Consider the following 20,616-nt stretch of genomic DNA (forward strand, 5'->3'; position numbering starts at 1 on the left):
TCAGGTTTTGGAAATGGTCTCTTCTAAATTATAAATGGTGGAAATGACCTGCATTAACGAGGCCCATTCCACGGGGTCTAAATCCTCCTCGAAGGGATACTCTCCCACATTTAACAAAGCTTTCGCATTTTCATTTACCATGGTTTTCAATTGTCCGCGATGGTATTTTATCAATACCTCCATTTCCCGCTGTTCCGGGAACCTGCAAACAATCATTCGAAAGGCTTTCTTAATGTTCTGCTCCGCCGTCGTTTTTTCCTTTAGTAATTTTCCGGCGAGTACTCTGGATGCCTCCAACATGGTTGGATCATTTAACATTACCAACGCCTGTAATGGTGTATTGGTAATCAACCTCTCCACTTCGCATTGGTCGCGGTTGCTGGCATCAAAAAGGGTCATTGCGGGCGGAGGTACTGTCCGCTTGATAAAATTGTACAGCCCTCTACGGTAAAGGTCCTTACCATGATCCTGTTTGTACACCGATAAGATCCCCCTTCCAGATGTGGCCCCCTCCCAAAGCCCGGAAGGCTGATAGGGTTTTACACTTGGTCCTCCTAGGGTAGCATCCAATAGACCACTGCTTGACAAAATCAAATCACGAACAAATTCTGCCTTTAACCTAAATCTTGGTGCACGGCTAAGGAAAATATTTTCAGGATCCTGTTCCATTTTTTCATCATTAATTACGGCAGATTGTTTATAGGTAGCGGAAGTTACCATCTGCCTGACCAGACGCTTGATGTCCCAACCGTATTCCATAAAATCCATCGCCAACCAATCCAATAACTCAGGATGACTGGGAAGTTCCCCCTGCATGCCAAAATCACCGGGTGTGGCGACAATGCCCTTTCCAAAAATTTCCTGCCATATTTGATTGACAAATACCCTGGCGGTTAAGGGGTTTTTTTTATCAAATAACCATTTGGCCAGCCCTAACCTGTTTCGTTCAAATTCCGGATTAAAAGCCAATATTGATTCGGGCATGCCTGGTGTCACTGCTTCTCTATGCGCTTCATAAGATCCTCGCTCCAACACATAGGACGTACGGGCAGAATCTAATTCCCCCATGATGGACACGATCAATTGGGTGGTATCCGGTTTGTTTATGAATCCAAGTATAGAATCAACATCTTCATCTGTAATCTCCATAAATGGGCGTTTGGCATATGTCTCAGGTCCTCCCACGACGGACTCAATACCTTTCTCCCTAATATTATTAAAAAATGAATACAGCTGATAATACTCCTTTTGGGAAACCGGATCATATTTATGATCGTGGCAGCCTGCACATTCCATGGTGATTCCGATCAGCGCTTTTCCGAAAGTATTGGTTCTATCGGTCACATACATGACCCGATATTCTTCATCCACTATTCCTCCTTCTTCGGTAATCTTATGATTTCGGTTAAATCCGGTAGCCAATAACTGTTCTTTTGTTGGATCGGGAAGTAAATCCCCAGCCAGTTGCCAGGTAATGAACTGATCATAAGGCATGTTTTCATTAAAAGCATGAATCACCCAGTCTCTCCATGGCCATTGGCTTCTATAACTGTCGTCCTGAAAGCCATGGGAATCAGCAAACCTTGCGATATCCATCCAATAAACCGCCATTTTTTCCCCATAAGCCTGGCTGGAAAGCATTCGGTCTACCCAATTCGAATAGGCGTCCTCACTAGGGTCTTCCAAAAAATCATCCATCATTTCCAAACTTGGAGGCAAACCAGTCAAATCAAAACTCAGTCTTTTTAATAAGCTTTCCTTGTCCGCTTCCTCATTGGGTTTAAAACCTTTCTCCTCCAGCTTTTTAAGAATGAAATAATCGATCTCATTATTGGCCAAATCATTGTGAACTATTTTTGGGATTTTAACTTTCTTAGGAGGTAAAAAAGACCAATGCGGTTCATATTTCGCCCCTTGGCTGATCCATTTTTTGATCATGCTGATCTCAAAATCTGTAAGCTTTAAATTGGAATCAGGAGGAGGCATTTTTACTGATGGATCATCTGAGACCACTCGATTATATACATCAGAAGCAAGGGGATTTCCCGGAACAAGCGCATGGGCGTCGAGTGTTTTTTCTAGAGACCTAAAGGCTTCTTCTTCGATATCCAGTCTTAAATTAGCTTCCCTCTTATTGGCATCAGGTCCATGACAGGCAAAACAGTTGTCCGATAATATTGGCCTGACATGAAAGTTATAACTAACCTCATCTGGCAGTTTGTCAGAGGAATTTCCAACCATGGCGGTATCTTGTTTATCACAGGCCTGAAAGGTCAGAGATGTGATAATCAAACCAAAACCATAAATACGTTTAAACATAGCCGTATAGTTAATTGCCAATTTCAATTCAAAACAATTCAAAACAATTAGAAACAAAATCAGCCTGATATAATTGAAAATTGTTCCCTTTATCTGTTATCAACCTAATTGACCTCCTTCTGAGAATCCAAATGTTGAATCAAAAAAGGAATGAAAATATTCTCTATATTGACTAAGACCAATGAAAATGGAAAAACCCGTAATATTTACCAAAATAAAAATATATTTTTGAAGTGAAGGCAGGAACCGTAATAATAAATCGAAATCAAATTAACATAAATATTTTTTGTTAGAATATATGGTTTCAAAGTTACAATGAGGAAAATAACCTGGTTCTTTTGAATTTACTGGTTGGTACCAGACTACATGAGGTTAAAAAATATTCAGGAATTTTCTACACTAAGATATTTTGGAATGTTTTTTATTCTCCATCTTTCTATCAAGATAAAGACTAATTTTTTCTCTAAAACTCCTGATGGCAAGCTTTAAATGCACTTCCACGGTCCTTTCTGAAATTTCCAGAATCTCGCCAACCTGTCGGTAGGTTAATTCATCATCTTTAATCAATTTAAATACCATTTTCCTTTTTTTTGGCAGATTATTTACAAGTGATTGAATTAGATGAGTCAATTCCTGTTCTTCCAACAATTGATGGGGGGTAATGGAATAAATAAAATGATTTTTATCGTCATCACCACACTCAATCCTTAATTCCCTTCTGCGTTTATCAATCTTTGTGAGGGATTTATTCTTAACCGCGGTATAAAGATAGGCTTCAAAATTTTTCATCCTGAAAACCCGCTCTTTATCAATTAATAAATTGGTTAATACCTCTGAAACAACATCTTCAGACATGCCTTTATCATCTAAAATAGATTTCGAGAAGTTTACCAGTTTTTTATAATAAAGTTCAAAAAATTCATCAAAGGCTTTTTTATTTCCTTCGGCAATGAGGATGAATAATTCTGAATTATTTTTTGTTTGATTCATTTTTTCTGAACGAGACACCAATTGTAATTCAACCTCCATCCAATGCTTAACGGAAACTAAATTAGGAGAATAACCTGATTCAATGTACTATAAAACTATTAATTGAAATAGTAGTTAATAAAGTGTGTTTTGATTTTTTCCTATTAAATGTAGGGGATTTTATTTGGACAACCAATGGATTAATGAAAATTATTATTGTTATTGAATTAAGGCGAAAGTAATTTTATAGCTTTAAATATGATTATAATCACTTTAAATTTACATTATTGATGAGTGGTTTATTTGGTCGATATAAGGGGCCATCGGTTAAATTATTCGTATCCCTTTCTTCTATAAAAAAAGATTGGCCGTAGACTCTCGGTGGGATTGATTTGCCGGAAATCATTATACCTACCGAAAAAGGTCTCTTATCAGCTTCTCCAATGGATAGATACCTCGTTAGTCCTTCAAAAAAGTGGAGCTTTCATTGGTGATACATTTAAATCGCCAGAAGTATACTTCCTAAATTTTTAGAGCTGCTTTCCCTTTTTCCCTCCTACCAAATTCTGATTCATTCGATGAAGTCAGACCGGTTCAACAATACTATTTTGGAATTTTACCTAATACGATTTCCGGCGCCTTTGAATATTTCATTTAATAATCCAGGCATTCTGATTGAATAGGCATTCTTTGGGAAATTCATCGTTAGAAAGAAAATTTAATGATGCGCAAATTATCTTTCTATCAGTCTGATCTTTTTTAAACTTCCTGAAAAATCCAATATTTCGTTGCTACTCCTGATATCCCGTTTGTGCTTATCCCAAAACCGCTTTAGTTTGACCCAAATTCAATTAATTTGACCTTGATTTAAAAAGCAAAACCTGAATTTAATAAACTAAACTTATGTTTAAAAATAAAATATCAACCCTCTGATATTCTATTACTTATATAATCTTTATTCGAAATTGGTTTAGGGTTATCTTTTTGCGCTTACGGTATTTGAGTTTAACTGAAAACCAAGGGTAGTTCGTTACAATCCTCGCTTAATAAATGCCAGTAAATCTGCCATCTCTTCCACGCTGATTTGATTTTCCAATCCCTGGGCCATCCCTGACACCGGCAGGGCTTGCATGCTGGAAATCTCCGACCGGGAAATTGTCCGGGTTAAACCGCCGGCCTGCACTAGCTCAATGGCAGTGGTTGTTTCATGGGAAATGATTCCCTGTACGGCCTCACTATCGGAAAGCTCTATTTGCCAAAGATCATAGCCATCCGCTATGGAAAGATTGGGATCAAGGATGTCCTTGAGGATACTTTCATAGCGTCGGTTTCGAAGGGATGCCAGGTCGGGACCATACAATTCCCCCCGCTCCTCTGTCATTTGATGACAAATGGAGCAATTCTCTTCGTAAACCTGCAGGCCTTTTTCAGGGATGCCTTCCAGTTCAAGGGCGGCCTGGAACGAACGAATGACATCCTCTCTTTCGCTATCAGAAGGCACCAGCAAGGCCCTGGCCTTATCCCGGATGGCCGGGTCTTTTTGGTTCATCAAAAAGACCGTATTGCCCCAGGGAATATGGCTGGGCAAAACGGTTCCGTGCTCCAGCCCGTCAAGTAGCGCATGGATGCGAGGATGACTATTTAAAAGAGATCCAACCGCAGCATTCCTTACCTCAGGACTAAGCCCCTTCCACCGCTCCATTAAAAAGTCAGCATATCCCCCTTCGGCTGCTTTGCTTAAATAGGAAAGTACTTCCTGCTGTAACCTGACCGGCTCTTGTGGTTGAATCAATTTTTTTAATTCTTCAGATGCTTTTTCGGGCTGAAAAAGCCCCATAATCCGTAACCAAACCAGCCTTTCTTCTTCCTTAGCGGAAGTGTTTAGCGTAATTTCAAATGCCTGATTGACTATTCCTTTCTGTGCTGAAATTTCGGGTATCGGCCCTAAGGTTACCAAATCAATAAATGCATTTTTTAGTGGTATGGAGGAAATCAATGGTAAGTTGAGTATTATTTCCTTCTGAAGGTTTTCCCAACGGCTTCCTGAGGGCAGAGAATTTTGCAAACCGGAAGCCATCCCTTTTATGGCAAAAGGCTCCCATCCCATAATGGAATTAGTTGGCTGAACTACAGGTGATATTACTTTCAGTACTTCTTCAAACCCATCCCTTGCCGCCTGCATTCGGGCTGCTTTTTCAATCATCTCATTGTATCCGGACTGATCCGCACGATACCCGCTGATCAATTCTTCTAGTATATCCTCCTGATTCCCTAAAGGTGCGGCCAACACCGCCAGCTGCACCCATTCATCGTCCATATCCTTTTTCAGGACGGCCATACGGGTAGCAAATGCCCATTCTTCTGAAATTGTGCTCAATGTATTTACCAACTGAAAGCGGACCTTGGGGTCTGGATCATCCACCATAGCCCTCAACTCTAAATCCCAGGCTACCAGTTTTTCCGGAAAAAACTCCGCCAATTTCAAGGCATTTTTCCGGACCCCTGCCTCCGGATCTTGCAATGCTTCTTTCACCAGTTCTGCCTGCAAGTTACCCACACCATGTAAGGTCCATAAGGCATGAAGGCGGCCCAGTGGCTGGCTGGCATTTCTGGCAAGTTCCACCAATTCCACGGGAAGGGGATTCGGGTTGCGCTCCACCAAAATTCGTTGCGCATTGGTTCGCCACCAATGGTTGGGATGCGATAATTTTTCGATTAAGGCTTGATCCGTAAGCTGCTCCAAATCGATGGATTGCGACCAAGCGGCTTTTTCCGATCCCTTTGGACTGATTCGGTAGATTCTGCCTTTATCCGTTCCCTCATAGAGGGCTCCGGATTGCGTCACTTCATCCGCCATCCATTCCGGATGTTCGATGATTTTTCGGTGATAGTCCAGCAAGTACAAGGCGCCATCCGGCCCCAGATACATATTAACCGGCCTGAACCAGGCATCCCGGGACCGAAGAAATTCACTTCGCTGATATAATTTGCTGCCGGTAAAGGTGGCACCTTTGCCTTGTAAGATATCTGCGTGAACCAGATTACTAACGGGTTCTGCCGTAAAGATCACCTGATCAAATGGTTCGGGGAATGCGCCACCTAAATAAGGGGTAACCCCACAAGCGGAGGTCATGACTCCGATATCTGTCAAGAGCTGATGTTCGGGATTATCCGTGATGGGATACACCTCGGCGGCATTACCGTGATCGGATACGGATTGGGTGACATTGCTAATCGGGAAAAAAGGGTTTTTACCCAAATACCTGGCCGGAAGCACTTCATGAATCAAATGGTTATTGTTATTGATCAGAAATCGTTCTCCCCATTTATCCGTGGCATGGCCAAATTGCGTCCGGCTTGCCAATCGTTCCAACCCGGACCCATCCGGCTTGAATCGAATGCCTCTTCCGCCTGCATTGACGGGCAGTTGGGGTCCCTCCGGGAGAAATGGAAAGTGGATTTCACTGCCTTTATCACCTAGTTTTTCCGTAAACATCACCGTCGTGACCGCTGGTTCATGGCCCAGGTAAATCCAGTTGTCCAAACCATAGCGGGGACTGTTGACATTGTGCTGGGGATTGGAGCGGGCAAAACCTGTTAAAATCACCTCGCGCTTGTCTGCTATTCCATCCTCATTGGTATCCTCCAGGTAAAGCACATGTGGGGGGTCTGTAACCAACACCCCCTTTTTCCAAGCCATGATGCCTGTAGGCAAGATGAGACTATCGGCAAATACCGTATGCTGATCCATGACTCCATCCCCATCGGTATCTACCAAAAGTTTTACCTTTCCACTGCCACTTACGTCCAGTGGGTAACCGTGCATTTCTACCACAAACATCCGTCCCTTTCCATCGATACACATGTCAACAGGATCTGCCACCAAGGGTTCGGCAGCAATTAACTCCATCTGAAACCGCTCGTCCAATTCAAAACCTGCCGGAAGATTCGCAGGGGAATTTTCATTTTGGCAGGCGCACACTACCATCAGTAGGTACAAGTAGGCTGGTATATGAAATAATACGTTTCTCATAATAGTAATAAGCCATTCATGTTATTCAGACAACCATCCCATTAAAAAAGAAGATACAGCGGAGACCAGGTCATCACCGGCTCTTGGAGTAAATGCATTTACCCGTTCTACTTCGTATCCACCATGGGCATAAGCCGCTGCGGTGGGCAAATAACCCAACCAACCATTGCTATACCCATAATAAAAGGTATAGGGAAAAGGAGAATCCTGACGAACTTCGTTAGACAATTCACAAAAGAGCTCCAGGGGAGCACTCCATAAAGCCAGGGATTGATTGATTTTTAGAAAGCGGATGGGTAACAATATCTGTGGTTTTCCCTGGGCGTCATTTTGGGTATAAGCACCCAGGTCATCCGGCCAGCCGAGCTCGTCCTTCCGGGGAGTAGTTACCGTTAAAGTGGCGGTTTGAAGGTCAATATCGCTTGTTAGCGATTGAATTTTCCTGTAAGCGTCAAGGATTTTGTCTCCCAGCAAAACCTTAAACTGACTGAGATGACCGGCTGCCGGATTGGGGTAAACACTATAAATGGGAGCAATATTTCCGGCGGCACCATTGATAAACAGCATGGGTACACCTATTTTTTCTTCTACATATTCGGCCACAATTCCCGGGGCATCTCCACTAATGTTCGTATGTTCCTGACCCAACACGGTCCCATGAATGGGATAATTGGCCACTAATGCCAAGGGATCTCCATTGGCTTTGTCGATTCGGATCAATCCAATTTTGCGATCTACCGGCCCATCCGGATTCAATCCCAGCGATGCCTTTCCGTTTTCATCGATGGCCCGGCGGTTAATGTTGGCTTGTGAAAATCCCCAACCCCAACCCATTTGAGCCGGTTCGAGGTTTTTCAACCCATCTTCTACGGCCTCCAGCATTTTATCCGTCACCATCCGGGTATATTCCCGATCCCATTCGTGGGTATACCGATCTCCCATAAATGCTTCGGGTAATCCAGGAGGACCTACTTCGGGCGCAGAGTGGGTGTGCGTTACCGTCCACCAGATATTAAGCATCGGAATACCAAAACGATTCTGGATTTCCTGTGCCACCCGGTCGTATTCGGCAGGGGATACCAGGCATATATCGGATGAAATCAAACAAAATGTTTCCCTGCCGTCGTTCAGAAGGATGATTCTATGAAAAATGGAATCGTTGATGCCGGTAGATTTTCTTGGTCCGTATCCCAATAGCCACTGGCTGTCTTTCGGGGTAATATCGGTCTTTGTGACCGAAGCCGATAACTGTTGGCCATTGGTCGTTCCTACCACACCAAGCGTTGCCGCCATCAGGAAGAGATGCAGGAATTTTCGGTACATGCTGGGTATGCCTGACATAAGCTGTGGATAAAAGGGAGAAGAATATATTTGAAAGGTATGTGTTGAATTATTAAATGAATTCCTGTATCATTGCAGTCAGAACCCAGGTCGTTAGCTCAGTTGGTTCAGAGCGCTGCCTTGACAGGGCAGAGGTCACCAGTTCGAGCCTGGTACGACCTACAACAGATGAGTACTTTCGTGTCTTTGTAGTTTTCTTTTCAGGTCTTTGACTTGTTCTTCCAAGTCCTCGATCTTTTTCTGCAGGTGACTAATTGCATGAAGGCCTTCCAAATTTATTTCCATTTCGTAATGCAATCGTGACAGGCGCTCCAGCCGGGCAATCTCGTCCAGCAACACATAGGTAGTGGCCTCTCTCTCCACCAACTCACAAAGTCCCTGCTCGGATAAGGCTTGTACAAAGGAAATCTCAATTCCGCAAGAGGTACAAAATTTATGCAGGGATATAAGGGTTTCATCGGGTTTATTCATGATTTATTCAGGTTTGCCAATTCCGTAAACAATTTCTTTTCCTCCTCCGAAAGGTTTTTGGGTATCTTTACCTGGTAGGTTAGATATAAATCACCCAAAATACGTTCGTTTTTATATAAGGGAAAACCTTTCCCCTTTAGCTTGACTTTGGTTCCATTTTGAGTGCCTGCGGGTACCTTCAATTTTACCTTACCAGATAAGGTTTCTGTAACGATCTCTCCTCCCAAAATAGCCGTATACAAGTCCAGATGTTCCGTTTTGTACAAATTCTTTCCTTCCCGGGTATACACGGGATCTGGCAGAATTTTGAACGTTAGATAAAGGTCCCCCTTGGGCCCTCCGTTGACTCCTTCTCCTCCATGCCCTTTAATGCGGATGGTTTGTCCATCCTCTACCCCTGCATGGATAGTTAGTCTGATTTTATTGTCGTTTAAGGCAAGTGTTCGTTTATGGGTATGCAACACTTCTCTTAGAGGTAATTCCAGGGTAGCACGGACATCTTGTCCTTTAAATCTGATGTTCGATTCTCCCCTTGCTCCTCCCCCTCCAAATAAGGACTCAAAAAAATCAGAAAAACCACCTTGTCCAAATGCCTGTTCAAAATCCTCTGCCTGATAGCGCCTGCCCTGATATCCTGCAGAACCTCCTTGAGACCGACCTTGAAAGGAATCAGCATGCTTCCAGTCTTTACCGTACTGATCGTATTTTTTCCTTTTCTCGGGATCGCTCAGTACTTCATTGGCTTCATTCACCGCCTGAAATTTCTTTTGCGCATCCAGGTCATTGGGGTTTAGATCCGGGTGGTATTTTCTGGCTAGCTTTCGATAAGCCTTTTTAATGTCTTCCTGGCTCGCCTCTTTACTTATCTCCAGAACCTTGTAATAATCAATAAAATCCATCTTTATCAGTCTTTCTTGAGGAGAATAAATGTTAGGTTTCGGTCATTCTATACAATTAAAATTCTTCCAGAATTTTAATTCGCTTTTCGATGGGCGGATGCGTGGCAAATAAGCCCGTAATGGCAGATACCATTCCGGAAGACTTATCCGGCTTGTTTTCAATAAACAATTCCGCCACATCATCGCTTTTTACCGTTTGCACCCGAAAATTTCCCGCTATTTTACGAAGGGCGGCTGCTAACGCCCAGGGTTTTTTGGTCATCTCTGCTGCCCCGCTATCCGCCATGTATTCTCTTTTTCGGGATATGGCAAACCGGAACAGCATGGACAACAGGAAGGCCACGAATGCGATTACCAGGGCAATGATCAAGGCCCGGTTATCCGATTTGCCGCGTCTACGGGTGCCGCCAAATAACATACTTCGAAATAAGATTTGGGCGATAAAGGAGAAAATGCCGACAAAAATGATGGAGATGATCAACAGCCTCACATCCTTATTCCTAATATGTATGAGTTCGTGAGCGATCACGCCTTCCAATTCTTCGTCATTGAGTTCGTCGATAATTCCTCTTGTAAGGGTTACGGTATACGTTTTTTCATTGATTCCACTGGCAAAGGCATTTAGTGCCGGATCCTCAATAATCTGAATTTTAGGCATTTTCATGCCTTTACTAATGCACAGATTCTCTACCAGATTGTAGACACGCATGTTTTCCTTCCTTTCTAAGGGCTTGGATCCTGCTGCCCCGCTGATCATTTTGGTGTGAAAAAAATAAGCAATCACAAACCAAATAGCCACTGCAATGAGCACTCCCGGTATCGTACTCAGAAAGTTATCATTGATGGCTTCCGTAGAACCATCGGGTGGCAAGGTGAAATAAAGGAAGGCATAAACCGCCGCCAAAATAAGTAATGGGAATCCCAGCAATAACAAAACAGAGCGGAAATTATTTCTTCGGATTTGTGTTTGAATCCCAATATAGGCTGCCATCTACCTATTAAAATTTAATTTCGGGTGCCTTGTCCAGCCGTTCTCTTTCGGAAGTACCCACATCAAACATTTGCTCGGTATGAAATCCAAACATCCCGGCAATCATATTGGAAGGAAAGCTCTGAACAGCCACGTTGAATTCTTTGGTTGCCGAGTTGAAATACCTTCTGGCGGCTGCCAGTTTGTTTTCCACATCGGAAATCTCATTTTGTAGCTGCAGGAAATTAGTATTTGCTTTAAGGTCCGGATAGGCTTCCACCTGAATCTGTAATCCTTGCAAGGCAGCGCCCAATTCCTGCTCAGCAGCAATCTTTCCATCTATGGTAGAGGCATTCATGGCACGAGACCTGGCTTCCGTAACCCGGGTAAGTACTCCGGCTTCGTGCTCCATATAGCCTTTCACACTGCTTACTAACTGTGGGATCAGGTCGTGGCGTTGTTTTAACTGTACATCGATATCAGCAAACGCATTTTCACGGTTATTTTTATAGGCGACAAGCTTGTTATACAGTGATACAACAAAAATACCGACCACTACGACGATAATAAGTACAATCCAAATAGTGCTCATAGTTTTAGGGTTTTTCCATTTAAGCCTGAATATACAAAAAATGGGATTTATTCTTATCTTTAGCCGCTATAACTTCAACTTCAAGGCTATGAAAAAATTTATTGGTCCGGTAGCTATATTACTGGTCATCCTCCTGGCAGGTTTGTTTTGGTGGCGATACTATTTTGTATTTGCCGAGGGGGTAAAAGCCGGGAATCTCAACTATTTTGAAAAAAAGGGATTCCTTTTCAAAACCTGGGAAGGTCGCCTGGTACAAGATGGCTTTCAAAGTCCTAATCCAGGAGCCCTTCAAAGCAACGAATTCCGCTTTAGTGCGGAAGGAGATTCCGTAGCCTTGATCCTGGAACGATCCGGAGGTAAATTTGTGGAGCTGAGGTATAAAGAATACTTAAACCCCATTCCCTGGCGAGGGGCCAGCGAATACGTGGTGACCGATGTACTAGAAATTGGCGAAGCGAATCGATCCGGGTTACCCGTTCAATGATGTCTTTGAAACATTAAAAAAGGCAACCATTTCTGGCTGCCTTTTTTAAAATAAATATACGGTTAATTACTCATCAGGCAGGATCTCCTAAATTTACATTTTTCATTTCCTCCTGTTCCATAAAAGGCTGGTTTCTCACCCGTTTGCCGGAGGCCTTGAATATGGCATTGGCTATTGCCCCTCCTGTTGGCGGTAAGGCAGGCTCTCCCAAGCCGGTGGGATCTATGCCATTATCTATAAAATGAGTTTCAATCTCGGGAATCTCATTCATTTTTATCAGCCGGTAGGTATCAAAGTTTTTCTGATCGGCGATTCCATCTGTAAAGGTCATGTTGGTAAACATGGCATGTCCCATACCATCTACCATTCCCCCTCGCACCTGCTGGTCAGCTCCGGTAGGATTGACCACGATCCCGCAGTCTGTGACTGCGTAGATTTTGTCCAATTTGGGTTTTCCGTCGACCATTCGGGCTTCCGCCACCTGTGCTACATAGGACCTGTGGGAGAAATACACACTGAATCCCTGCGAAACACCAGGTTTCTTTCCCCATCCCGATTTTTCCGCTGCCGTTTCTACGACCGTCCGCATGCGATCGATATCGTAGTGGATCTCACCGACGGGATTCTTTTTGGCCCGGTCCAATAATTCCAATCTCAGTGCTACCGCATCCTTTCCAGCTGCCTCGGCGACTTCATCCAAAAAGGACTGTTCTGCAAAGGCCAGGAAGTTGGTAATAGGTGCCCTCCAGGCATTGGTGGTGATGGGAGACTTGTATTCCAGGGACTCTATCAAAAGATTATCAACCGAGCCCGACGGGAAGTTGTTTTCCCGGGTACAATTACCGGCATTGATCCCTACTCCTCTTAACTTATACCCGATGAGGTTATTGTCGCTGTCCAAAGCCGCCTCAAAACGGTATTTTACCGCAGGTCTGTAGGCACCTCCTGTTAGGTCATCTTCTCTGGACCAGGTTAATTTCACCGGGGCTTTTAGCATTTTTGATAATTCAACGGCCTCTTCCACAAAATCTGCCCGCAACCGTCGTCCAAATCCGCCTCCCAGACGGGTCATTTCTACCGTTACTTTATCGGGTGAAAATCCACAAATCTCGGCAGCTGCATTCCTTGCCCTATCAGGAGTCTGGGTGGGACCAATCAGTTCCACACCATCCGACTTCACATGAGCGAAGAAATTCATCGGTTCCATGGGGCTGTGGGAAAGGAAGGGACATTGGTATTCACTTTTGATCACCTTGGCAGCAGAACGGAAAGCGGCATTTACGTTACCATCCTCCCGTTTGACATCGCCCTTGCCCGTATCGAGCATTTCATCGAAAATACGGTTGTGAAACTCAGAGGATTCCAACTGCCCGTCAATGGGTTCGTACTGAATTTTCAACTGCTTTTTTGCTTTCATTAGAGGCCAGGTGGATTCACCGATTATCGCTACGTTGTCCTTGAAGGTAACCACGTCTTTCACTCCTTTCACCGCTTTAGCTGCGGCTGAATCTACAGATTTCAGTTTCATACCAAAGGGTGGACGCTGAATCATGGCATGTACCATTCCTTCCCGGTAAAAATCCAATCCAAACAGCGGCTGCCCGGTAAACATGGCTCGATTATCCACGTTTTTAATTGGGGTGCCGATGATTTTGAAATCTTTTGTATTCTTAAGTGTAACTTCCTCCGGAACGGGAACAAGTGCTGCTTCATTGGCCAAATCACCATAACTCAATTTTTCAGAGCCATGGATAACCTGCCCTTTTTCGGTGCGCAAATCAGAAACCGAAACGCCAAGCCTTTTAGCCGCTGCCTGCAAGAGCATTTGCCTGGCAGTAGCCCCTGCTTTTCTCAATCGTTCCCAGGAATGGGGCATGGCTCCCGACCCTCCGGTCACCTGTCGGTCGTATTTTTCAGTATCTAAAAAAGCCTGTTTCACTCTTACGTTAGACCAATCCACATCCAACTCCTCGGCCACAATCATTGGAAACGAGGTCTTGATATTTTGACCCAGTTCGGGATTCGGGGAGAAAATGACCACATGGTCGGTTGGCGAAATAGAAAGGTAACTGTTAAAGCCCAAGGCACTATTCATGATTTCTTCCTCACTGACCACCTTCATTTTGGGGGAATCGCAACTGGACCAGTTAAAACCGATCAGAAGTCCTCCTCCGGCGGTGGCGGCAATTTTCAAGAAATCTCTTCTGTTTGTTTTTAATCCTTTATTCATGATTACTTGGTTTTAGCTGATGCCAATTTTACTGCTTCCTTAATTCGATGGTAGGTACCACACCTACAGATGTTAGCGTTCATACCGTTAATGATTTCCTCATCACTCGGGTTGGGATTTTTCTTCAACAAAGCCGCTGCCGTCATAATCTGTCCTGCCTGACAATAGCCGCATTGAGCCACGTCCACCTCTTCCCAGGCTTGCTGTACGGGATGGTCTCCATTTTCGGACAGGCCTTCTATGGTCGTTATTTTATCCTCTTTTACAGCCGAAATGGGTAAAACACAGGATCTTACTGCTTCGCCATTGACATGCACCGTACAGGCACCACATTGAGCCACTCCACAGGAGTATTTCGTGCCTACCAGGCCCAGGTTGTCACGGAGTACCCACAATAAAGGAGTGTCATAATCCACATCTACTTCGTAGTTCGTGCCGTTGATTTGAAGTTTGTAGTTAGCCATTTTGTTATTTGTATTGTTATTGTATGAATTTACTACATTTTGTTTGGTAATTCAAAGGGATCTACCCCTGATAAACAAAATAATGAAAAACGACAGTGATTTGTACTACCATTGAAATAATTCTAAGGGAAGCAAAGGTTACCACTAAAGCGTTGTAAATTAAAAATACAACTTGTCCTTGTTTTTTAACTGATTTTGAATCATTTATGATCTCCAAAGCTGTAATTCATATTTTTTCTAAATAAGCTGAAAGAGGATAAGCGTCCTTTTTCTAACATTTCAGAAGGCAGGGGCGTTTCATTTGAATTACAGCGTAATAAAGATAAAAATTCCTTTGATCTTCTTATTTTAATAATTAAATTTTGCTTGGAAATGAAAAAGCATTACGATCTGACTTATCTTATAATCTAAATCAGTATGAACAGGATTTTTGGACTACTTTTGGTAGCTTTGGCCGTCCTGGTCATCATTGTATTTTTTGCTAATCCTGAACTGATCGAAACCGTTTGGTTTTGGCTGGTGGGCTTTATCGGGTATATTATTTATTTTTTTAGAAAAGGGCTGCAATCACTTAAAAACCTTTTTAAAAATGATCGGGCCACTCCCTCCGCTCTCACAACAGAAACAAGTCAATCCCCTTCAAATCACTCTTCTGGAAAAAATAAGAAAAAAGAAAATCTGCTAAAAAATCTCCCCGAAACCCATCCGGAAAGCTGGGAATTTCTGGCCAGTACCGAACTAACGCTTTTAAGGTACCTGGATGACGGCAACACGAGCCTGGGCCTTTTATACCTGGGAAAGGAGTTTTTCTGTTATACCCTGGAAGACACCCACCGGGATGAGAAATTACCCGGTGGTACGCGAATACCGGAAGGAAGGTATTCCTTAGCTTTCAACCCAAGCCTAACCGACCTAACCAAAAGGTACCGGAAGCGATTTCCCTGGTTTGAGTACCACATAGAAATCAAAAATATTCCCAATTACGAGCTGGTCTACATTCATATCGGAAACAGCCACCAGGATACCAGGGGATGCATACTCCTTGCCGACGGAGTGAATACTGGTTCAAGGGAAAAAATGGTTACCCATTCCCAGCGAGCATTTGAACGCTTTTATAAGAAAATATATCCTAAAATAACCTCTCAGGAAGACCTTGAAATCAAAATCCTCAATGAAGATTGGATGGAAAGAGCAGGACTCAGGCAAAAAACCCTGGAGGCTGTCAACAACTAAAGAAAATACCACCTATAGTCCCTTTACACATGGAAACTACTGATAACAAACCGGAAAAGACAGAAGAGAAGAAAAAGGACGCTTCTGAAAAAAAGTATGTACTTCTACATATTGGTTCCATTTTTTTAATAATGATTGCTGTATTACTATTTATCGTCCCGGGAATGGAATCCACTAATTACGGTATTGCATCGGGACTGGTAGTAGTCATTGCGCTCGTTTTTATGTATGCGCTATTGGCAAGGTATTTTAGTCCGAAAACCAAAGACCGTAATCCCAATTTCAACCCCTATCATACCTTTTTTTTCAAGGGTACGGTTATTTTATCCACTCTTTTGGTAACCTTCGGAATCCTGGGAGCTTTTTTTGTATACATAGAATATAATAATCTGTTTCAAGCAGTGGGATTGGCAACTTCCGTCATATGGATTGCTTTGTTTCTAATTTATTTCATGTGGTCGGTTTACCACTACAACATTAATTACGGGCTGACGGATCAAGATTGGCAACGGATCTACGATGCCAAGGACAGGCATAGTCAGGGCTTGCCGGTTAAAGCCTCTGAGATGAGTACTCCTGAATATAACCCCTACCGGAGCCAAACCTTTGGGCTTCCTCCTGGTACGGTCAGGGGAATGATTGCTTTTACCTTGCTGATGGGGGGCATGGCGTTGTTAATTGTTAGTTTCGGTACACAGTACTCCGGTGTCGATGCGGCCTTGCTAAGTCAGCAATTTGAGTTTTTTGAAACCGCATTTTTAATGATGATTGCTTTCTATTTTGGAGATAAATCGTTGAAATACCTTCAAAACCGCTGGAGCCAGAGGGGAGCGGGCGAAAATCAAAACCAAGCTAATTCTGAACAAGATGCAGCTCCCTCCCAGGCTGGAAAATGGCCCGTATTCCAACCCCAAAGCAACCTGGATATCGATGAAAATGCCTTTGCAATGGATGATTCGGATTTCGCAGCCAGAAATTCTGAATCCGAAAAGGCAAGCCAGCTAAAAGATCAGCGGGTTTCCCTGTCGACCGGTTTTGATGTGCCGCCGGAGGATTTTCAGTTTCCGGAAGAGTTTGTTCAAATAAAAGATAATACCAACAGCAAAGTCCTAAGCGATATGGACATTCGGATGGCATTGGATGAATTGGAACAGCGGGAGCAGGTAAAACTCAGCCTTCCAGTGATCAAAGCGGTCATTGCGGTAGAATCTGCCGGCAGAGGGCATTTAAACGATGGCCGTGCCAAAATCCTCTTCGAGGGACACAAATTCTGGCATTGGCTGGAAAAATCCGGAAAAGATCCAAAAGCACTAAAAGTTGGAAATGAACACCTGATTTATGAAAAGTGGACAAGAGAACATTATCAGGCAGGTGCCAAAGAATACGAGCGACTGGAACAGGCCAAAAGCATCGATCTCAAAGCGGCCGTTTACGCCACTTCCTGGGGTCTTTTTCAGATTCTGGGTGAAAATATGGAGCACTTTATCAAGGGAAGGAAATACAAAAGCATTGAGGAATTTGAAGCACGTCAACACGAGTCAGAATATTTTCACTTCCTTGATTTTCTCGAATTTATCAAAACCAAAAAAGTTCGGGGCAAAACCTTGTTAACCTATATCTCCGAAGAAAACCAGGGTAATTATGATTGGGAGTCATTTGCTTATGGATATAATGGCAGCGGGTATAAGGTCAATCAATACCATCTAAAAATGAAAAACCATTACGAAAAATTCAAAAAGGAACAGACATGGATGGCTTAAAAAAAGTATTGCTCCATGGATGGACTGGGGTGATTTTCTGTTGGATTTTCTGCTCCTGCGAGCAAGATGAAAGAGGCCTGGTAATTGGCAAAATACAGCAAGCCAGCGACCTGGTGGTTTCGGAATTTGTCATCGATAAGGTAGTATTCGGAAAAAAAACCAAAAACATACTATTTATACCGGTGAATGAAGCCTCTTTCATGGCTTATTCCCGGGCAAGTATTAAAACTGGAATCGACTTAAACCGAATAAAGGAGGAAGACATCCGTATCGAGGGAAGTAAAATAAACGTAAACCTGCCTCCCATTGAAGTAATCAACTTTTCTTATCCTCCGGATAGTTTTATTGCCGACACGCTGATTTCAAACCCCGATCGCTTTTTAAATAGCATAAATTTAGAGGATCAGGAAACATTTTTCAGAATGGCAGAAATGGATATTCGGGATCACCTGCCCTATATGGGATTGGTGGAATCCAGTCAAAATCATGCCCGAAAACTCATGCATACGGTTTTAAAAAGCTTTGACTTTGAGGAGATTTACATTCAATTTGAAAATGATTCGTTGGTGATTCGTCAGGTAAACAGTCCTGATAATTTATTAGAGCCATGATACGTCAGCTATTGCATAGCGCCCGTTTTGTTGTGGAGATTCTACTGGTAATTCTCGTAGTTGGATTGGTCTACTGGTGGAATCCGATGAATATCTTTGGAGGAAAACCAGGGATCGAATCGACCGCAAACATCATATCGGATGTACGGGAAATGGGGGAATTGATTACTGCCGAATATTATGGGGAAGTGGTGGCTTCCATTGATGAAGCCCAAATGGATTTGCTTCAAGAGCCGGAAATCCGGGCGCAGGCGGAGCTTACCTTTGATGAACTACGGCTTGAACTAGAAAATCTTCGAAATTTTCATACCCTTTCAGCGGATAACCGGATCGAATTAGGAGGTGAATCCGGCGACCTGAAACGTCGAGAGCGTAAAAGAATCTTTGTTGATCAGGTTGGCCGGAAGAACATTCTAGAAAAGCTGTATTTTCTGGGAGAATGGGATCAAACCAGTCAATTGCTACTCTACGAGGAAGTGCTGGCCTTCCTTTTTCTGCAATCCCAAGGCGAAACAAATGCCTCGGTAGAACAATTAAATGATCGGGAAACCCGGCAAATCCTATTGGCCCTGTATGAAAATCCCGGAAATAGCTGGTGGAATACAGATGCGTTTCTGACAGCCTATTTTGGAAACAAACTGGCCGCTCTTTCTCGCAGGGAGGCCAGAAAAAAATTAGCCATGATTGGGCGGGGAACGGTAAAGGCCGGTTTTGATTTTAAAGGAATGAGTGAAAGCATGTACCATTACGATGAGGAACTGAGTGAACTCCATTTCTTCGGGTTTGCCCCGAAAATACTCAATGCGGACATCAACCCCTGGTTCATTCCTGAAAAAGGCATTCCTGGTTTTGATATTTTGACCTACAATGGAAAGGTGGATTTCAACGATAGTAAAAAGGTAAAAAGCTATGCGGTCCAAAAGCTGACCATCAATGCCCGGAATGCTGGAATCATAAAACAGGCGGAAATCCATGGAGGAGAAACGCTGAGCAGGCTGTTTACCTTACTTACCGGAAAAGAAATCAAACGAGTGGTCTTCCACCATGACGAGATCATTCAGTTGACCGAAGATATTACCAGCGATTACTACATCAGTTTTGAGGAAGCTTCTCATTTCGAAAATACCATTGAAAAGGAGCTAGTTGTCATAGATTCACTTAGAAATGCGAGTGAAGACCGGTATAATAACCGGAATCTGGCAACCAACAAATGGAACACCTTGCTGCTGATGGTTCGCAACATGCAGGAATTCGAATTTGAATCCGAGGAATTACCTTACCACTATTACTCCACTTTCTGGTATCGGATCAGCAGGGATTCCATCATTGATCAGTCAGAGTGGAGGGCATTGAAAAAACAGGCACTGAATTCCTTTCAAAATGATTCGGAAACTTCCTCCATCTGGGCCCTTCAGGACTCCTTACTACTCCCCTCCCAATTCAGTGCCGGGGCCTTGTCCCTTTATCAAACGGGTTTACCCATCGGAGAATTTCGTCCGGATACGCTTTCTGTCGATGCCTGGAAAAACAAGGAAAAAGAAAGCGCCAAAATCAGAAATATTTCCTACCAGGAAGACGAGGTCATTTATGAGGAATTTTGGCCTCAAACCGGTCAGCGGGATAGTTTACTACAACTGATTTTCCCCATTAAGTACATGCCTGAAACCTGGGAATCCTGGATTACCACTAAATCCAGTATTACTACGCTAACAGATAAGGATACCGTCAGTGCCTTACCATCAAATAGGAATTCTTTTTGGGTCGTGGATCAAAGTCAACCCGACACCTTGTTTCAATTTAATATGTCGTTTGATAAAATAAGCTATCCGGAAATCGTACTACCTGATTCACTAAATTCCTTGCAAAATGTAGTTATTGATGATTGGATCATCTTCAGGAGTTCGCAGGATTTTCAGGGTGACCTGGAAAGCCCCAATCCGAAACACCGGCTTTCTGAGGAGCAGGTTGATCTTTTAAAAACCTTTCTCAAACAACTCTACACACAGCACCACTCCTATCACAATCGTGATTTCCTGACGCGAACCAAAAGCTGGTTTGCTGAAAAATGGGAACGTAAATCCGGCATTACGGATGAAATCCCATCGCCATGAATTGGAGGAAACGTTCGAGTTAAGAACGTACTTAAAACCCGGCTGTATCGTAAGTATTTTTACCACCCCCTGTCTCCCCCTCCTGAAAACAGGAGGGGGAGACAGGGGGGAGGTGATTTGATGTCGCTC

At 43.4% G+C, this 20,616-nt stretch carries 15 protein-coding genes and 1 tRNA gene; 6 read left to right on the forward strand and 10 right to left on the reverse strand.

The features are described 5' to 3' along the window. The 4 genes from GJS45_RS01665 to GJS45_RS01680 all read right to left on the reverse strand — a co-directional run bounded on the left by GJS45_RS01665 (position 1) and on the right by GJS45_RS01680 (position 8,662). Positions 1–2,319 (reverse strand): PSD1 and planctomycete cytochrome C domain-containing protein, encoded by a 2,319-nt coding sequence (locus GJS45_RS01665; protein ID WP_162339700.1) that lies wholly within the window; start codon positions 2,317–2,319, stop codon positions 1–3. A gap of 399 nt (positions 2,320–2,718) precedes the next feature. Then, the gene (locus tag GJS45_RS01670) at positions 2,719–3,309 is read right to left on the reverse strand and encodes a sigma-70 family RNA polymerase sigma factor (protein WP_235954542.1); all 591 of its coding nucleotides are present in this window, start codon (positions 3,307–3,309) and stop codon (positions 2,719–2,721) included. 1,009 nt (positions 3,310–4,318) lie between these two features. After that, on the reverse strand, positions 4,319–7,321 hold the full coding sequence (locus GJS45_RS01675; protein ID WP_162339702.1) for a PVC-type heme-binding CxxCH protein: 3,003 nt from the start codon (positions 7,319–7,321) through the stop codon (positions 4,319–4,321). Between the two features lie 21 nt (positions 7,322–7,342). Further along, positions 7,343–8,662, reverse strand: coding sequence for a neutral/alkaline non-lysosomal ceramidase N-terminal domain-containing protein (locus GJS45_RS01680; protein ID WP_162339703.1), 1,320 nt, complete (start codon positions 8,660–8,662; stop codon positions 7,343–7,345). A gap of 87 nt (positions 8,663–8,749) precedes the next feature. Here GJS45_RS01680 and GJS45_RS01685 point away from each other — a divergent pair. After that, a tRNA-Val gene (locus GJS45_RS01685) sits at positions 8,750–8,824 on the forward strand. Here GJS45_RS01685 and GJS45_RS01690 read toward each other — a convergent pair. Genes GJS45_RS01690 through GJS45_RS01705 form a run of 4 tightly spaced genes read right to left on the reverse strand, consistent with a single transcriptional unit; the run spans position 8,822 to position 11,594 of the window. Next, positions 8,822–9,133, reverse strand: coding sequence for a chaperone modulator CbpM (locus GJS45_RS01690; protein WP_162339704.1), 312 nt, complete (start codon positions 9,131–9,133; stop codon positions 8,822–8,824). The genes GJS45_RS01685 and GJS45_RS01690 overlap by 3 nt on opposite strands. Then, positions 9,130–10,032, reverse strand: coding sequence for a DnaJ C-terminal domain-containing protein (locus GJS45_RS01695; RefSeq protein ID WP_162339705.1), 903 nt, complete (start codon positions 10,030–10,032; stop codon positions 9,130–9,132). The genes GJS45_RS01690 and GJS45_RS01695 overlap by 4 nt, the downstream gene beginning before the upstream one ends. 55 nt (positions 10,033–10,087) lie before the next feature. Beyond that, positions 10,088–11,023: a M48 family metallopeptidase gene (locus tag GJS45_RS01700; RefSeq protein ID WP_162339706.1), complete on the reverse strand. Its 936-nt coding sequence runs from the start codon at positions 11,021–11,023 to the stop codon at positions 10,088–10,090. Between the two features lie 7 nt (positions 11,024–11,030). Next, complete coding sequence (locus tag GJS45_RS01705) at positions 11,031–11,594, reverse strand: LemA family protein (protein ID WP_162339707.1); 564 nt, start codon at positions 11,592–11,594, stop codon at positions 11,031–11,033. Between the two features lie 88 nt (positions 11,595–11,682). Between GJS45_RS01705 and GJS45_RS01710 the strand changes: the two genes are divergently transcribed. Continuing rightward, the gene (locus tag GJS45_RS01710; protein WP_162339708.1) at positions 11,683–12,078 is read left to right on the forward strand and encodes a hypothetical protein; all 396 of its coding nucleotides are present in this window, start codon (positions 11,683–11,685) and stop codon (positions 12,076–12,078) included. A gap of 73 nt (positions 12,079–12,151) precedes the next feature. On the opposite strand, the gene GJS45_RS01715 is transcribed toward GJS45_RS01710, so the two are convergent. Both GJS45_RS01715 and GJS45_RS01720 read right to left on the reverse strand, forming a co-directional pair. After that, positions 12,152–14,308 carry a xanthine dehydrogenase family protein molybdopterin-binding subunit gene (locus GJS45_RS01715; protein ID WP_162339709.1) on the reverse strand — a complete coding sequence of 719 codons (2,157 nt, stop codon included), beginning with the start codon at positions 14,306–14,308 and terminating at the stop codon, positions 12,152–12,154. Positions 14,309–14,310: 2 nt separating this feature from the next. Continuing rightward, a complete protein-coding gene (locus GJS45_RS01720) occupies positions 14,311–14,772 on the reverse strand; it encodes a (2Fe-2S)-binding protein (RefSeq protein WP_162339710.1) in 462 nt (153 codons plus the stop codon). A gap of 417 nt (positions 14,773–15,189) precedes the next feature. Here GJS45_RS01720 and GJS45_RS01725 point away from each other — a divergent pair, with 417 nt between their 5' ends. The 4 genes from GJS45_RS01725 to GJS45_RS01740 are packed head-to-tail and all read left to right on the forward strand — an operon-like array spanning position 15,190 to position 20,487. Next, positions 15,190–16,005, forward strand: coding sequence for a DUF5675 family protein (locus tag GJS45_RS01725; protein WP_162339711.1), 816 nt, complete (start codon positions 15,190–15,192; stop codon positions 16,003–16,005). Between the two features lie 29 nt (positions 16,006–16,034). Next, positions 16,035–17,765 (forward strand): N-acetylmuramidase domain-containing protein, encoded by a 1,731-nt coding sequence (locus tag GJS45_RS01730; protein ID WP_162339712.1) that lies wholly within the window; start codon positions 16,035–16,037, stop codon positions 17,763–17,765. Beyond that, positions 17,753–18,376, forward strand: coding sequence for a DUF4230 domain-containing protein (locus GJS45_RS01735; RefSeq protein ID WP_162339713.1), 624 nt, complete (start codon positions 17,753–17,755; stop codon positions 18,374–18,376). Before GJS45_RS01730 ends, GJS45_RS01735 begins: the two co-directional genes overlap by 13 nt. Continuing rightward, a complete protein-coding gene (locus GJS45_RS01740; RefSeq protein WP_162339714.1) occupies positions 18,373–20,487 on the forward strand; it encodes a DUF4230 domain-containing protein in 2,115 nt (704 codons plus the stop codon). The genes GJS45_RS01735 and GJS45_RS01740 overlap by 4 nt, the downstream gene beginning before the upstream one ends. Positions 20,488–20,616 lie beyond the last annotated feature (129 nt).

The organism is Cyclobacterium salsum (assembly GCF_010119245.1).
GTDB lineage: Bacteria > Bacteroidota > Bacteroidia > Cytophagales > Cyclobacteriaceae > Cyclobacterium > Cyclobacterium salsum.

What these genes read in the sequence shown, in the direction of transcription:
- GJS45_RS01665 (WP_162339700.1), bottom strand. Translation starts at nt 2,319, where the DNA reads ATGTTTAAACGTATTTATGGTTTTGGTTTGATTATCACATCTCTGACC.
- GJS45_RS01670 (WP_235954542.1), bottom strand. Translation starts at nt 3,309, where the DNA reads ATGAATCAAACAAAAAATAATTCAGAATTATTCATCCTCATTGCCGAA.
- GJS45_RS01675 (WP_162339702.1), bottom strand. Translation starts at nt 7,321, where the DNA reads ATGAGAAACGTATTATTTCATATACCAGCCTACTTGTACCTACTGATG.
- GJS45_RS01680 (WP_162339703.1), bottom strand. Translation starts at nt 8,662, where the DNA reads ATGTCAGGCATACCCAGCATGTACCGAAAATTCCTGCATCTCTTCCTG.
- GJS45_RS01690 (WP_162339704.1), bottom strand. Translation starts at nt 9,133, where the DNA reads ATGAATAAACCCGATGAAACCCTTATATCCCTGCATAAATTTTGTACC.
- GJS45_RS01695 (WP_162339705.1), bottom strand. Translation starts at nt 10,032, where the DNA reads ATGGATTTTATTGATTATTACAAGGTTCTGGAGATAAGTAAAGAGGCG.
- GJS45_RS01700 (WP_162339706.1), bottom strand. Translation starts at nt 11,023, where the DNA reads ATGGCAGCCTATATTGGGATTCAAACACAAATCCGAAGAAATAATTTC.
- GJS45_RS01705 (WP_162339707.1), bottom strand. Translation starts at nt 11,594, where the DNA reads ATGAGCACTATTTGGATTGTACTTATTATCGTCGTAGTGGTCGGTATT.
- GJS45_RS01710 (WP_162339708.1), top strand. Translation starts at nt 11,683, where the DNA reads ATGAAAAAATTTATTGGTCCGGTAGCTATATTACTGGTCATCCTCCTG.
- GJS45_RS01715 (WP_162339709.1), bottom strand. Translation starts at nt 14,308, where the DNA reads ATGAATAAAGGATTAAAAACAAACAGAAGAGATTTCTTGAAAATTGCC.
- GJS45_RS01720 (WP_162339710.1), bottom strand. Translation starts at nt 14,772, where the DNA reads ATGGCTAACTACAAACTTCAAATCAACGGCACGAACTACGAAGTAGAT.
- GJS45_RS01725 (WP_162339711.1), top strand. Translation starts at nt 15,190, where the DNA reads ATGAACAGGATTTTTGGACTACTTTTGGTAGCTTTGGCCGTCCTGGTC.
- GJS45_RS01730 (WP_162339712.1), top strand. Translation starts at nt 16,035, where the DNA reads ATGGAAACTACTGATAACAAACCGGAAAAGACAGAAGAGAAGAAAAAG.
- GJS45_RS01735 (WP_162339713.1), top strand. Translation starts at nt 17,753, where the DNA reads ATGGATGGCTTAAAAAAAGTATTGCTCCATGGATGGACTGGGGTGATT.
- GJS45_RS01740 (WP_162339714.1), top strand. Translation starts at nt 18,373, where the DNA reads ATGATACGTCAGCTATTGCATAGCGCCCGTTTTGTTGTGGAGATTCTA.